This window comes from Bifidobacterium sp. LH_424 (assembly GCF_056356895.1).
Genome location: NZ_JBKEVC010000002.1, coordinates 88,224 through 104,980, shown reverse-complemented (window position 1 = coordinate 104,980; position 16,757 = coordinate 88,224). Strand labels below are relative to the sequence as shown.

4 protein-coding genes are annotated in these 16,757 nt (G+C 63.0%); all 4 read left to right on the top strand.

The features are described 5' to 3' along the window. Nucleotides 1-409 precede the first annotated feature (409 nt). The 4 genes from AC1AYP_RS03565 (at nt 410) to AC1AYP_RS03550 (ending at nt 16,099) form a co-directional block, all read left to right on the top strand. On the top strand, nt 410-3,625 hold the full coding sequence (locus AC1AYP_RS03565) for an immunoglobulin-like domain-containing protein (RefSeq protein ID WP_476546772.1): 3,216 nt from the start codon (nt 410-412) through the stop codon (nt 3,623-3,625). A 486-nt stretch (nt 3,626-4,111) separates the two neighbouring features. Next, the gene (locus AC1AYP_RS03560; protein WP_476546771.1) at nt 4,112-9,133 is read left to right on the top strand and encodes a family 43 glycosylhydrolase; all 5,022 of its coding nucleotides are present in this window, start codon (nt 4,112-4,114) and stop codon (nt 9,131-9,133) included. Nucleotides 9,134-9,551: 418 nt separating this feature from the next. After that, nucleotides 9,552-14,177: a family 43 glycosylhydrolase gene (locus AC1AYP_RS03555; protein WP_476546770.1), complete on the top strand. Its 4,626-nt coding sequence runs from the start codon at nt 9,552-9,554 to the stop codon at nt 14,175-14,177. A gap of 272 nt (nt 14,178-14,449) precedes the next feature. Beyond that, on the top strand, nt 14,450-16,099 hold the full coding sequence (locus tag AC1AYP_RS03550; protein WP_476546769.1) for a hypothetical protein: 1,650 nt from the start codon (nt 14,450-14,452) through the stop codon (nt 16,097-16,099). The last annotated feature ends 658 nt before the right edge of the window (nt 16,100-16,757 follow it).

The window sequence follows — 16,757 nt, the reverse complement described above, 5'->3', positions numbered from 1 at the left end:
CCTCTGACGAGGGGGCTGTCAGCCGCAGGCTGACTGGGGGAGAGACAGCGGCCGCAGGCCGCGGGAGATACGGCATCGGCCTTCGGCCGATTCGATTTCCTCGCGGCCTGCGGCCGCTCTTCTTCTCTCCCTCCGTCATCGCTTCGCGATGACACCTCGTCCGCAATCATGGACGGCCTGTGGTCGGCCCGAGCTCTGCAACCGCTTTCGGCGTGGCTTTGTGACCGCTCACATGTATGATGGGAACGAACATTTCCGATGGTAGGTTCGGTCATCGGCTCCTTGGGGAAGATGGTGAGGTCTTCGATGGGCGGCTGGTGCACAGGCGAATCCCGTCATCGCAAGGTAGGCGATGACGGGCGAGGAGGAGACCGTCGGAAGAACATGATTCCCTGATCGAAGGAGCATTATGGGGAACTGGAAGAAGGCGGTGGCGCTGGTGGCCACCGTGCCGATGCTGATGGCGTTGGCGCCGGCTGCGAACGCGGCCGACACGACGACGTCGGCGGCGAACACGCCGGCCGCGCAGCAGGCGCTCGCGGCCGCCGTCGCGCAGAACGGAACGATCACGGCGGACGATACCGCCGCCGCAGCCGCCGATACACCCACCGAGGGGCCGAGCGACCTCGCGAACTACGAGAAGGACGCGAACCTGCTCGCCAACTACGACTTCAACGACGTCAAGGCCGACCAGACCGGCACGCTGAACGACAAGACCGGCAAGGCCAAGGCGACCATCAACGGCAAGGCCGCGACCGCGACCAACGCGAAGGACAGCACGACCGCGCTCACGCTGGGCTCCGGCAACTGGCTGAACCTGACCAACGCCGACGGTTCCGCCCTGCTCAAGGGCAAGCACGCCGTCACCATCAGCTACGATTCCAAGGCCACCGCGACCGGCGGCGCCTGGACGGTCTTCGCCGCGCCGAACGCGAACGGCGTCAACGGCAGCGCGCCCACGTATCTCGGCGTGCTTGACCAGACCAACAAGACGCGCGTCGAGCGCTACATCAACGGCCGCAACTCCGACAAGGCCACCATCGACAAGCACGCCGGAACCGCCGGCAACTGGAAGCACGTCGACATCGTCGTGACCGACGAGTTCTCCGCGCTGTACGTGGACGGCAAGCAGCAGGGCGTCTCCACCGACACCGCCGATTCGCCGCTGACGTCGATCCTCGGCGCCGAGGGCGGCGTGTTCCAGATCGGCAAGGGCAACTGGGGCAACGGCGAATACTTCACCGGCGACATCGACAACCTCAAGGTCTACGATTCCACCGCCGCGGCCATCGCCGACGCGCTCGCCAACGCGGACGTGCCGGAATCCGTGACCGCCGACTTCACCGTGCCGGTCAGCTCGAACGGCACCGCGATCGCGTGGACGTCCGACAACGACGCCGTGAAGATCGACGCCGCGACCGGCAAGGCGACCGTCACCCGCCCGGCCTCCGACCAGGCGGACGTGAAGGTGACGCTCACCGCCACCGTCGCGGGAACGAGCGAGTCCAAGACCTTCACCGTCACCGTCAAGCATGAGGAATCCGCCGCCGACAAGGCGCAGGCCGACCTCGACGCGATCGACCTCGGCAACCTCAACGCCGTGTACTCGAGCATCACGCTCCCGACCACCGGCTCGAAGTTCGGCAGCCCGATCACGTGGACCTCCACCGACCCGTCCGTCATCTCCGACAAGGCCGACGGCAAGGTCGCGCCGGGCGTCGTCACCCGTCCGGCCGACGGCGACAAGACCGTCGTGCTCACCGCCTCCGTCGAGGGCGCGACCGCCGTCAAGCGCTTCGTCGCGACCGTGAAAAAGGCCGTCAAGCAGGAGACCACCACCGACTACCTGTTCGCGCACTTCACCGGCTCTGAGCGCAAGGTCACCGACGAGCAGATGTACTTCGCCACCAGCGAGGACGGCCTCAAGTGGACCGACACGCATAAGGACGGCGACCCGGTGCTCACCTCCGACGTGGGCGAGACCGGCGTGCGCGACCCGTACCTCGTGCGTTCCCCGGAAGGCGACACCGTCTACCTGATCGCCACCGATCTGAGCGTCAAGAAGTACGGCTGGCACTTCCGTCCGGGCGCGGGCGGCAGCACCAAGCTCGTCATCTGGGAATCCCATGACCTCGTCTCCTGGTCGAAGCCGCGTCTCGTCGACGTCGCCTCGAAGATCCCGGGCGCCGGCTGCGCCTGGGCGCCGGAAGCCTACTGGATTCCGGAACTCGGCGAATACATGGTCTACTGGGCGACCACCACGAACGGTGCCGCCAGCGACCCGCTGGGCAACAAGTACGGCGACCAGATGAACATGTACTACGCGACCACGCGTGACTTCGTCCACTTCTCCGACCCGGTCAAGTGGATCGACCGCGAGCGTTCCGTCATCGACACGACGATGCTCAAGGCGGACGACGGCTACTACTACCGCGTCTCCGGCGACACCTACCTCGGCATCGAGCGCACGAAGAACCCGCTTGCCGTCACCGAAAGCGAGACCGCGCCCGGCTACAACACCGGAAACGACGACCAGCAGTGGACGCTCGTCGGCACGTTCGGCGACCTCACCGGCACTGGCCTGACCGGTGCCAAGCTGGAAGGCCCGGAGCTGTTCCGATACAACTCCAACGACATTCCGACCAACGCCGCCGGCAAGCAGATGAAGTACGGCCTCATGTGGGACCAGTACGCGGAAGGCAAGGGCTACCTGCCGTTCTACTCCGCCGACCTCGGCAGCACCGACAAGTCCGACTGGTCGTCCGCCTCGCAGGTGAACTTCGGTTCGCTCAAGAAGCGCCACGGCACGATCCTGCCGATTACGAAGACCGAGTATGACGCGGTGATGAAGGCCTACAACGGCACCACTCTGCAGAACAACTACTCCGAGGACGCCGCGGCCGCCAAGTCGCTCACCGTGCTCGACGCCGCGAACGCGTCCGTCGCCGGCACGACCGTCAAGGTCAAGGCCGGTGCGACGGCCACGTTCAGCGCCGTGACCAGCGGCCTCGCCGACGGCACGCAGGTCACGTGGACTTCCGCCGATTCGTCCGTCGCCTCCGTCGACTCGGCGACCGGCGACACCGCCACGTTCACCGGCGTCAAGGCCGGCACGACCACGGTGACGGTGACGGCCGGCGACCAGACCGTCGAGTTCACGCTCGAGGTCGAGAAGTCCGGCAACGAGCCGACGACCAAGTACGGCGTGGAGGACCTCAAGGCCGTGACCGCGAACTATGCGGACAACGGCGCTCAGGTGACTTCATTCCGTTACGACCAGTCCGGTCCGTTCACGATCGACAAGGGCCGCAAGGTCAAGCTGCAGGGCGTTCCGATCGATTGGAAGATCGCGGAGATCACGGCCGACGCCACGAAGGGCCAGACCTTCACGGTCACCAGCCCGGACGGCGCGTTCACGCAGACCTACGCGTTCGTGTTCGCCGGTGCCGAGACGCCGAAGCCGAACCCGGGTGCGGGTAACGGCGCGAACCAGAACAACGGCGCGAACGCCTCCGGCAAGAGCGGCCTGTCCGCGACGGGTTCCGCCGTCGCCGGCCTGATCGGCGTGACGGCGATGCTCGCCGCCGCCGGCGCCGTCCTCACCCTCCGCAAGCGCCGCGCCTAGCGCGATCGGTGTCCTTGGCCCCCTCTGACGAGGGGGCTCCCGGCGAAGCCGGGTGGGGGAGAGACAGCGGCCGCAGGCCGCGGGAGATAAGGCGTCGGCCGAAGGCCGATTCGATTTCCCCGCGGCCTGCGCCCGCTCTTCTTCTCTCCCCCAGTCCGCTGCCGCGGACAGCCCGACCGCGATTACGGACGTCCTGCGGCCGGCCTCACATCGGCTCGCCTGTCGGCTCGCACATCGCCTACAAACGCCTCCGGCGTTTGCTTCACGGCGATGTCCCGTCAGAGGGGGCCTAATTGTATGCCCCATGGTTTTTGTTACCGCTCACAGGTATGATGGGGGATTGTACATGGCCGATGCTGGTTTGTTCGGTCGTGGGTGCCTTGGGGGAGTGGTGGAAGAAGCTCCGAGGGGAGCCTGCGAACGGGGACGATGTCGCAAGCGGGCATCGGATGTGCGAGGAAGCAATCCCCTTACCGAAGGAGCATTATGGGGAGTTGGAAGAAAGCGGTGGCCGCAGTCGCGGCGCTGCCGATGCTGATGGCGATCGTGCCATCGGCGACGGCCGCGGACGCGTCATCATCGGCCGCAACCGCGCAATCACAAACCGCGCGACAGGCGCTGCAACAGGCCGTCGCGCAGAATGCCGCGGATACCGACCTGCTCGCGAGCCTCGACTTCAACGACGTGAAGGCGGGCGCGACCGGCAGCATCACCGACGCGACCACCGGCGTGAAGGCGACGATCAACGGCAAGGCCGCGACCGGCACCGGCAAGGATGGCACGACCGCCGCCCAACTGGGCTCCGGATTCTGGCTGGACGTGACCAAGTCCGACGGTTCGGCCGTGCTCAAGGGCAAGGACGCCGTCACGATCAGCTACGATTCGAAGTCGGCGAGCACCGGCCAGGGCTGGTCGTTCTATGCGGCCCCCGACGCGAAGGCACCCGTCTACAAGTCCGAGCATTACCTCGGCGTCATGGACCTGACCACGTCGCTCACGTTCCAGCGCTACAACAACGACGGCTCCGGACGCAACGAATCCGGCAGCGTCGCGGCGAAGGACCTGAAGAACGATTGGCGTCACGTCGACATCGTGCTCGCGCCGACCTCGTCCACGCTGTACATCGACGGCGAACAGGTCGCGACGGCCACGCCCGACGGCGCGGTCAAGCAGGGACTCGCGGACATCCTCGGCGCGGACGGCGGCGTCCTCCAGCTCGGCAAGGCGAACTGGGTGAACGGCGAATACTATTCCGGGCTGTTCGACAATCTGAAGATCTACGGTTCCGCGCACACCGCCGACCAGATCAAGAAGGACTACGAGGCCGGCACGCAGCAGACCAAGCAGGCCGAGGCGGACGCCAACGCGCTCACCATCCCGAACGCCGACGACGTGCGTTCCAGCATCACCCTGCCGACCACCGGCACGGTGAACGGCTCGACGATCAGCTGGAAGTCGAGTGATCCGGCTGTCGTCACCGATGCCGACAACGGTGACGTGAAGGCCGGCGTCGTCACCCGCCAGAAGGCGGACACGAAGGTGACGCTCACCGCGACCGTCACCGGCAAGGACGGCTCCACCGCGACGAAGACCTTCGACCTGACCGTCAAGGCCGCCGTCGAGAAGCCGAAGACCACGGATTACCTGTTCGCGCACTTCACCGGCACGGAACGCAACGCCACCGACGAGCAGATGTACTTCGCGACCAGCAAGGACGGACTCACCTGGCACGACACCCGTGCCGCGGGCAATCCGGTGCTCACCTCCGATCTGGGCGAGAAGGGCGTGCGCGACCCGTACCTCGTGCGCTCCCCGGAAGGCGACCACTTCTACTTGATCGCCACGGACCTGAGCATCTACCATCGTGGCGGCTGGGGCGACAACCCGGCGCAGAAGTACAACGGCAGCAAGGACCTCATCGTCTGGGAGTCCGATGATCTGGTGAACTGGGGCGAGCCGTACGCCGTGGACGTGGCGTCGAAGATCCCGCACGCCGCCATGGCGTGGGCGCCGGAAGCCTACTGGATTCCGGAACTCGGCCAGTACATGGTCTACTGGGCGACCACGTCCGATCAGGACGACAAGGATCCGAACGCCGCCGACCCGACCAACATGTACTACTCGCTGACGCGTGACTTCAAGACGTTCAGCACGCCGGTCAAGTGGATCGACCGCCCGCAGTCGGTGATCGACACGACGATGCTCAAGGCGGACGATGGCTACTACTACCGCGTCTCCGGCGACACCGAGCTCGGCGTCGAGCGCACGAAGAACCCGCTCGCGACGACCTTCGTGGGCGAAGGCGACGGCTACAACCACGGCAAGGACGACCAGCAGTGGGAGTTCGTCGGCTACTTCCGCGACCTTGTCGGCAACAGCAAGTGGACCGGCAAGAAGCTGGAAGGCCCCGAACTGTTCCGCTACAACGACGACGACGTGCTCACCGCGAACGGCAAGCAGATGAAGTACGGCCTGATGTGGGACCAGTACGCGGAAGGCAAGGGCTACCTGCCGTTCTATTCCGCGGACCTCGGCAGCACCGACACCGCCGACTGGGCGGCCGCGAGCAAGGTCAACTTCGGCTCCCTCAAGAAGCGCCACGGCACGATCCTGCCGATCACGGCCTCCGAATACGAGGCGGTCATGAAGGCGTTCGACGAGAACCAGCCGCTTGAGCCGGTCACGCCGGACAAGTCCGGTTCCAAGCCGATCGCGTCCTACGATTTCGAGGACGACAACGATCTGGGCAAGGACACGACCGGCAACGGCAATGATCTGACGCTCAACGGCGTCAAGGAGTTCGGCAAGCCGGGCGACTGGGGCAGCAAGGTCATCCAGCTGCGCGGCGACGGCGGATACGCCGAGCTGCCGACCGGCCTGTTCGACGGGCGCAACGAGTTCACGCTCGAATTCTCGTCGAAGTCGCGCCAGACCTCCGGCAACTTCTTCTCGTTCGCGCTCGGCCAGGACAACAACAAGTACCTGTTCATCCGCCTGCGCGGCAACGAGGCGTACGTGGCCATCACGAAGGGCTCGTACCAGAGCGAGGAGAAGATCTCCGGCGCGATCGACACCCAGACGTGGCACAAGTACACGCTCACCGTCACCGCGAAGCACATCGCGCTGTACGTGGACGGCGAACTCGCCGGCCAGGTCGACACCGACGTGGCGATCACCGATTTCGGCAGGAACACGAAGGCGTACTTCGGCAAGTCGTTCTACTCGGCCGACGGCACCTACAACGGAGGTATCGACGACGTGAACGTCTACAACTACGCGAAGTCCGCGCTCGACGTGCAGGGCCCGGCCGCCGCGCTCAAGGTGAAGAAGACCGACCAGATTCTCTCGCAGAACGCGACCACCGCCACCGACGGTTCCGGCGCGGTCACGAAGACGATCGTGCTCGACTACTGGTCGGATGCGAAGACCGGCGCGAAGTCGGACAAGTCGAAGGTCTCCTTCGACTATGAGATCCCCGACGGCGTGACCGTCGCGGACGAGTCCGGCAAGACGCTCACCGCCGCCGACCTGAACAAGATCGCCGACTACTCGCAGCCGCTCAAGCTGAAGCTCACCTACGACGGCAAGACCGTGGACTACACGGTCGGCGTCGAGGTGCTCGTCACCCCGGTGCGCATCAGCGGCGACGAGGCCAAGGCCTCCGGCATCGGCGAGAAGGATCCGACCGGCAACGAAGGCTGGAAGTTCTTCGCCGACCCGCAGGTCGTCGCCTACGGCGGCAAGTACTACATCTTCCCGACCACCGACGGCTACTCCGGCTGGGCCGGCCACTCGATCCACGTGTTCGAGTCGACCGACATGGTGAACTGGGAGGATAAGGGCACTGTCGTCGACCTGTCGAAGGACTACAACGACATGATCGACGGCCGCAAGGAGAAGGCGTGGGCCCCGGGCTTCGCCGTCCGCAACGGCAAGTTCTACCTGTACTTCTCCGGCGGCGGCATGACCAACGTGGCCATCTCCGATCCGGCGAAGGGCGGCACGATCACGTCCGGCTACAAGATCCAGAAGGTCAAGGTCGAGTCGAGCATCGACCCGGCCGTGTTCCAGGACCCGAACGAGCCCGACAAGTACTATCTCGCGTGGGGTCAGTCGCCGGGCAAGTACGCCGAGCTCAACGACGACATGACCGGCATCAAGGCGGGCACCACGGTGACCACCAACGCCACGAAGGACATGCGCGAAGGCTCCTACATCACATCCCGCCCCGACCCGAACAAGCCCGGCAACACGATCTACTACTACAGCTACTCGTGCTGGGACACCAACGAGCCGCGCTACAGCGTCGGCTACGCGTACGTCTCCGCCAAGAAGCTGAGCGACGTGAAGGGCACGGATTGGCAGTACGGCGGCTACATCCTGTCGAAGGACGACGCGAAGGGCATCCTCGGCACCGCGCACCACTCGTTCGTGCAGGTTCCGGGCACCGACGACTGGTATGTCGTGTACCACGCGTTCCTCACCGACGAGATGCGCCCGCGCGGCTACGATTCCACGCACAACAACGCGCAGCTCGCCAACGGCAACAAGCGTGAGATCCGCATCGCCCGCGTCACCTATGGCGCCGACGGCAAGATCGAGACGATCCCCGTCACGTACGAGGGCGTGCCGCCGGAGACCACGCCGTCCGTGTCCGTCACGGGCGCGGTCGCCGGTTCCGGTTCCGGTGATGCCGCGGACGCCGCGACTCCGATCGGCACGAAGCTCACCGCCGCGTTCAACGATGGTTGGAAGCTTTCGTCCGTCCAGTGGTATCGCGCGGATTCCGCCGATGCCGCGGACGTCGCGAAGGCCGTCGCCATCGACGGTGCGACCGCCGCCGAGTACACGCTGACCAACGCGGACGCGGGCAAGACCGTGTTCGCGAAGGCGATCGGCGAGAACACGACCGGCGTGCTCCAGAACGCGCAGCCGGGCACGGCGGGCGCGTCCCCGTCGAAGACGTTCGAGCTGACCAGCGCCGACACAGTCAAGGTCGCCGCCAAGCCGGTCACCGTCCCGGTCGAGTCCGTCACGATCACCGGCGACGGCGTGAAGGACGGCAAGGTGACGGTCAAGGAAGGCGCGTCCGTCGCGCTGAAGGCGACGGTGACGCCGTCCGACGCGTCCGATGCGGATGTGGCGTGGACGACGTCGAACGCCGCCGTCGCGACGGTCGACGCGAACGGCAAGGTGACCGGCGTCAAGGCCGGCACCGCCACGATCACCGCGACCGCGGGCGGCAAGACCGATTCGGTCGTCGTGACCGTGACCGCCAAGGGCGGTGCCGGTGATAACGGCTCGGGCAACGGTTCCGCGACCAAGCCGGGTGCCGGCAACGGCTCCGGCAACGGTAGTGGTGCCGTGACGAAGCCGACGGCCAAGCCGTCCGGCAACGGTGCGGCTCTGTCCAAGACGGGTGCTGCCGTGGCGTCCGTGCTGGGCGTGGTGGCCGTGCTGGCCGCCGCGGGTGTCGCCCTGACCGTCTGGCGCAAGCGCCGCGCGTAGCACGACGTCGTCTTGGCCCCCTCTGACGAGGGGGCTCCCGGCGAAGCCGGGTGGGGGAGAGACAGCGGCCGCAGGCCGCAGGAAACGGAATCGGCCTTCGGCCGATACGATATTCCCGCGGCCAGCGGCCGCTCCTTTTCTCTCCCCCAGTCGGCCTGCGGCCGACAGCCCCCTCGTCAGAGGGGGCTTATTCGTCTCGTGTCTGAATCATCCGTTTCCCTGTAACCGCTTCCGGCGTGGCGTAATGGTAGCGTTCACAGTACAATGGGAACGTACATCCGCGGGGTCGTGGCCGTTGTCGACTTCGGAATCGCGGGAATCGCCGGGGAACGGTGGGGAACAACGTCACAGCGGAAGGGTGACGGCCGCCATCGCCGGCGATGTGAGGAAAGCGAAGTCCCCTCATCGAAGGAGCATTATGGGGAACTGGAAGAAACTGGTGGCGGCGCTGGCGTCGTTGCCGATGATGGTCGCGGGGCTCGCCCTGGGGCCGAGCACCGCGATGGCCGCGGACGCCACGTCGCTTGAGGAGAACGGCGGCATCACCGTCGCCTCCGGCGATGCGAACGCGACCATCGCCGACGACGCCGACTACGGCAAGGTCGTCAACATCTCCGGCAGCTGGGTCAACGGCAGCGCCACGGACGGCGTGCCCACCAAGGCCGTCGCCACGTTCAAGGACGCCACCGTGTTCAACAAGGTGGCATGGACGCTCAACGCCGACGTCAAACTCGCCGGCGACGCGAACGAGAAATCATCCGCATTCACCATCGGCACCAAGGGCGAGGCCGTCAACCTGCTGCTCGGTACCGGCAAACTCGGCTACGGCGCGACCGCCGGCGGCAACAGCGGCAAGACCGCGGCCCTGTCGAAGACGCCGGAAGTCGGCCAGTGGGCCGCGCTGTCCGTCGTCTACAACGAGAACGACACGACCGGCAACGTGGCCGTCTACATGGACGGCGAACAGATCCTCGCCCCGACCGCGCTCGGCTTCAAGCTCAGCGCGCAGCAGGGCACGCAGGCGTACATCGGCCACGGCTACGAGACCAGCTTCGTGCTCAACGGCACGTATGACGGCATCACCGTCGCCGATTCCGCCGCGACCGCGGACGCCGCGAAGAAGGACACCGCCGACCGTCTCGCCGCCAAGAAGCAGTCCTCCGTGCTGCCCGGCGCCGGCGAACACGGCAACAACGGCTACCTGTGGCTCAACTTCAAGGCCACCGACTATGAGAAGGTGAACCTCGGCTACAGCGCCGACGGCTACAAGTGGACGGCGCTCAACGGCGGCAAGGCCGTCATCACGTCCACCGTGGGCACCAAGGGTCTGCGCGACCCGCACCTGCTCAAGCTCGAATCCCCGGACAAGGACGGCAACAAGTACGTGATGATCGGCACCGATCTGCACGCCGAGGGTTCCGCCTCCGGCGGCGGCTGGGGCCAGATCAACGCCAGCAAGTACCTGGTCGTCTCCAAGTCCAAGGATCTGGTGACCTGGACCACACCGAAGCTCGTCTCCACCGGTCTCGAGGGCAAGGTCGGCAACGCCTGGGCTCCCGAAGCCATCTGGGACGTCGAGTCCAACGACTACCTCGTGTACTGGTCCAGCCGTGACCTGTCCACCGGCGGCAACGACCCCACCACCTCCAACACCGCGCTGAAGGTGTACAAGGCCCACACCAAGGACTTCGAGTCCTTCGAGAACCCGACCGTCTGGATCGACCAGAGCTCGCAGAGCCTGCACAACATCATCGACACCACGATCGTCAAGGGCGATGACGGCGACTACTACCGCTTCTCCACCTCCGACTGGTTCACCACCGTGGATGTCGCCTCCTCGCTGGAAGGCAAGTGGACCCGCCTGGTCGAGCGTGATTCCGACATCAACGCCGACGGCACCTCGAAGATCACCGGCGACAAGGTGATCTCCACCTCCGCCTCCGGCCTGAGCAACCACATCGAAGGCCTCACCGCCTACCAGCTCAACAGCGGCGCGTGGATGGTCATGGGCGACAACGGCGGCTACCGTGGCTTCACCATCGACCGTCTGTCCGACCTGAAGAAGGGCCGCACCTTCTCCGCCGCCTCCGGCGTGAGCTTCAGCGAGAAGTTCCGTCACGGCACCGTGGTCGAGCTGACCGCCGACGAGCAGAAGGCCGTCCTCGACGCCTATGGCGAGGACTCCGGCACCGTCAAGCCGGTCGACCCGGACAAGGCCGGTTCCGCGCCGATCGCCTCCTACGACTTCGAGGACGGCAAGGGCACCGACACCACCGGCAACAAGCACGATCTCACCTTCAACGGCAACGCCAAGGTCTCCGAGGACTCCGCGAAGGGCAACGTGCTGACGCTCGACGGCGCCTCCGGCACGTACGCCGCATTCCCGCAGGGCCTGTTCGACGGCCGCAACAAGCTGACCGTGCAGATGGACGTCAAGTCCGAGATCAACGCGAACCAGTTCACGTTCACCTTCGGCCAGGACAACCAGAAGTACTACTTCCTCAAGTACAACAACTCGGGTGAGCTCGCCAGCCGCATCACCACGAACTCGTACGGCGCGGAGGACGCGGCCAACGCCTCGCTCACCGGCAACGGCGCGTGGCACAAGGTCACCGTCACCCTCGACGACAACGTGATGACCGTCTACGCGGACGGCGCCCAGGTGGCGCAGAACAAGGCGACCAAGAACAAGGTCACCGATCTGGGCAAGAACCTGCTCGCCTACCTCGGCAAGTCGTTCTACCAGGATGACTACTTCAAGGGTTCGTTCGACAACGTGAAGATCTGGAACCGCGCGCTCACCGCCGACGAGATCAAGGCTTCCAGCCCGGTCGCGCTGCAGAGCATCGCCGTGGGCACCGTTCCGGCCGACCCGTCCGCCGCAAGGGGCACCGACGACCACTCGCTCGTGCGTTCCGCGCTCGACTGGTCCACGAAGACCGTCACCACCGTGCTCAACCGTCGCGGCGACCCCGCCAAGACGCCGGTCACCGTGACGTTCAACCGTGACGCCGACACCGTCAAGCTCACGCTCGACGGCAAGGCGTTCACGAACGGCGGCACCGCGGATCTCACCAAGGACCGCACGCTGGTCGTCACCTACGCCGACGGCACGTCCGAGACGTGGACGCTCAAGGCGGCCACTGTGGGCAACAACCCGGTGCTGCCCGGCCAGTATGCCGATCCGGACATCGACTACTTCGACGGCAAGTTCTGGATCTTCCCGACCACCGACGGCTTCTCCGGCTGGAGTGGCAACTACTTCCACGCTTGGTCGTCCACCGACCTGGTGAACTGGAAGGACGAGGGCGTGATCCTCGACGTGGACAAGAGCCACGAGGGCCAGAAGCAGGATTACTGGACCGAACAGACCACCGTCTCGCCGTGGTCCGTGGGCTCCGCGTGGGCGCCGACCATCGAGAAGAAGAACGGCAAGTACTACTTCTACTACTGTGCCAAGTACCCGAACGGCCAGTCCGCGATCGGCGTCGCCGTGGCCGACAACCCGGCCGGCCCGTACAAGGCCGCCGACCAGCCGATCGTCACGCGTTCCATGGAAGGCGTGACCGTCGGCCAGGCCATCGATCCGTCGATCTTCACCGATCCGACCACCGGCAAGTCGTACATCACGTACGGCAACGGTTCGCCCGCCATCGCCGAACTCAACGACGACATGGTCAGCGTCAAGGCCGGCACCGTGCGCAAGCTCAACGGTCTGACCGACTTCCGCGAGTCCGTGGTCGTCGCCTACCGTGACGGCAAGTACCACTGGACTTGGTCGTGCGACGACGCCGGTTCGCCGAACTACCACGTGAACTACGGCGTCTCCGATTCGATCGACGGCGCCATCACGTTCAAGGGCGTGCTGCTTCAGAAGGATTCCTCCAAGAACCTTCAGGGCACCGCGCACCAGTCCGACGTGCACGTGATCGACAAGAACGGCAACGAGCGCTGGTTCATGGCCTACCACCGCCACTACACGCCGCTCGGCGTGTTCACCTCCGGCCTCGGCTACCACCGCGAGACCGCCATCGACGAGATCCACTTCGACGCGGACGGCCTCATGGAGACCATCCACCCGACCGATGAGGGCGTCTCCGTCGAGATGGCCGACGTGACCGCGCTCCAGGGCGCGATCGAGGCGGCCGACAAGCTCGGCGACGATGGCGCGAAGTACACGGAGGCCAGCTGGACGGCGTTCACCACCGCCCGCGACGCCGCCAAGAAGCAGCTCGCCGCGTTCGAGGCGAACGGCCTCGCCCAGAAGGACGTGGACTCCGCCGCCAAGACGCTGAAGGACGCGCAGGGCGCGCTCGCCGAGAACACGCCCGAGCCGGAGCACCCGGCCAAGGGCACGATCCTCGGCATCGAGGTGACCTCCAAGCCCGCGAAGACCGAGTACAAGGTCGGCGAGAAGCTCGACGCCACCGGTCTGGTCGTCACCGCGACCGTGGCCGACGGCAACGGCGGCACCACCACCCGTGCACTGGATTCCGACGAGTACGATCTGCTCGGCTTCTCCTCCGAGAAGGCGTCCGATGCGGTGACCGTCACCGTCCAGGCCAAGGCCGATCCGAAGCTGACCGCCACGTTCACCGTGTCGGTCAAGGAGGCGGAGACCCCGACCCCGACGCCGGACACCAAATACAGCGTGGCCGACCTCAAGGCCGTGACCGCGAACTACGCGGACAACGGCGCCCAGGTGACTTCGTTCCGTTACGACCAGTCCGGTCCGTTCAAGATCGCGAAGGGCCGCAAGGTCAAGCTGCAGGGCGTCCCGGTCGACTGGAAGGTCGCCGATGTGACCTCCGATGCGGCCAAGGGCCAGGTGTTCAAGGTGACGAGCCCGGACGGCAAGTTCGCGCAGACGTACACGTTCGCCTACGACACCACGAACCCGCCGACCCCGAAGCCGCAGCCGACGCCGAACCCCGGTAACGGCCTGTCCAAGACCGGCACCGCCGTAGCCGGCGTGCTCGGCGCCGTCGCTGTCCTGGCCGCCGCCGGCGTCGCCCTGACTATCTGGCGCAAGCGCCAGGCCTAACGGTTCTCTAAGCCCCCTCTGACGAGGGGGCTGTCGGCCGTAGGCCGACTGGGGGAGAGACAGCGGCCCCCAGCCGCTCCTAGTCTTGCGCACAACACCACAACCCCAAGGGGCCGTGAGCGAGAATTCCATCCCAGAATCCCCGCCCACGGCCCCTTTCGTATGCAAGTCGTATTAGACATGTCGTCTGTATAGCTATCCCATATGCAAGGCGCAGCTAAGATAATGGCCTAGAAATTATAACGGCGTCGTATTCAGGATGTGGTAGTTCGATGGGCAATGAAGCAAAAGCAGATACGCGCATGACGAAAACCGAACAGGATTTGCACAAAGTGCGTCCGCTGTTCTATTTTAATCCCTCATGGAGAAAGGAAGAGAAAAAAGTCTATTTGAGTAATTTTATAAGTATAACTCTGGTTGCTATTTTGGCGCCTTTGCTAAAGGTGATAATTCTTGCATTGAAAGATGGGCTTCTAAAAACGGATTTTGCCAAGTGGTGCCGAGAAGTACTTGAAACCGTTGTTTCTTTCTTAAAAGATTATTTATCTAGGGGCGGAAACGCTGATTTCGTTAATAATTTGCAAACGGAATTTATGAATCTGTGTAATGAGTCGTGTATTACAGCTGCTGGTAATATTAGTCCATTGGAGATGCTTATTGCGATACTGGCGCTTATTGTAGCGATTCCTTTGGCTACGGCTTTTGCTCCACGAAACAGTGTTGCTGATCGTCGTCGAGTAGCATATTTTAACAATATTATATATTTTGGTTCGTTTTTTGCTGCGTCAATCGTAGGATTATATGCTCCACAAGTATTGGCAATTGATAGATTGGTATCCGCCGTTCTCTTATTTGGTGTTTTTCTTGTACTATCCGCGGTGGCTTATTTTGCAGATCGCCAGAGAATGGAGGCTTGTGATATTACTCAGAGTGAGAAGCAGCGTGCCGTTATGCTTGACTGGTATCGAAAAATAGAAAAGCGTTGGAATGTGTGGTTGAAGCGATATAAGATAGGTGTTCTTAGGTATCCTATTGTTCGGTGGCTCTTATTGTTTTTTGCGGCCTCTGTACTATGGATTATCGTGGATGTGGTTGCGGCGTCCTTGTGGAAGATGTCATTGATTGCTCTCATTATGCTGATTCTTTTTAATATCATACAGGCTATATTGGTTGCAGGGGTGTCAGTTTCATTTGACTGGTTTACTTTAGATACGGCTTTGTGGAAGCTGGTTGCAGCTATGGATATTTTCGTTGTATTCTTTTTTGCCTCTGTACTACAGTTAATAATTTCAGTTATTGCATTTAGCTCATCTGTTGGTTTTGTTTCGATCGAGTTGTATTTTATTATGAATGGTATTTTAATAATACTAAAAATTGTCTATATTCAATTTCTATATCGAATTTTACTTGTTGATGTGAGATTGGATGGAATTGGGAAACATGTAAGGTTAACTCAGCAGTTTGTTGAGAAACAACGTTTTGATATGTTTTCTCATGTTTTGATTGATTTATATTCGGATGATGAGAAAATAAAGATATATCGTAATTGCCTATATCATACTAATATCGTATATCGTGATTCGCCTGTGGGGGATGTTTGCTATCCGAAGTCTTCGGATACGGGTGTTATTCCTCTATTGGCTTTGACGTCTTCGGAGTTGCGTGCATTGCTAGATAGGGAACGTGGTGATATCTCATTGCCGTACGGGCCGCGTGTTCTTGATTGCTTGGCAATGCGTCGCATATTGAACCCCGATGATTATGAGCGAGAGACTGCCGACGTAGTTGCCAAGGTTTATCTGTCGGTGTTGTTTGATGATCGTACATATTTGTCATTGAATATTCCTTCTCCGAAACAAATCGCCAGAGTAAAGGACCATCCCATTAGAACATGGCTTGGATCATTGCTGATTGGATTCTGATAGAGCCGAAGGATGTGAGCTGTTTCGATAGTGTGTTGGCATGTGCTCTGAGGTTGCTTGTTTAGTGACGTTGGGCGTGCCACGCGAGGTTGCCGGGGCGGGGTTGTGGCAGAGCGGCTGCCACAGTTGGGGAAAATCGTGCTGGACGAGGGTTGCGTGGCCCGGTATGGTGCCACGCAAGCGTCTATGAGGGGAGTATCGAGGTTGTGTGGCGGGATTATCGAGCCACGTGACCCGGAATCGTGCCGGATGCGCGAGTTGTGGCACGCTGCTGTGCCACAACTCCAGTCACGGGCGCTCGTGTGGCACGTCGTTGCGCCGCAGTTCCGTTTGTGGCCGTTTGTTGGCGCGTTTCGACTGTGGAGTGACGTGCTTTGACTGCGCGCATCCGGGTCTTCGGATGCGCTGCCCCGTTCCTTAGGTACATTGCGCGTTGCTTAGGTTGGTGTTGCTGCGAATCGGGCACGCGGGTGCCTTGCCGTAGGGCTTGCTGTCGGAGGAGACCTACCTAAGAAACGACGGATGTACCTAAGAAGTGCGGCGTTGCCGCACGAAACCCCCTCCGTCCGGCCTCGCGGCCGGCCAGCTCCCCCTCAAGGGGGCGCACAGAGACGAACCACACAGACAACCACCGTAAGGCGAACCGCACATCTACGCT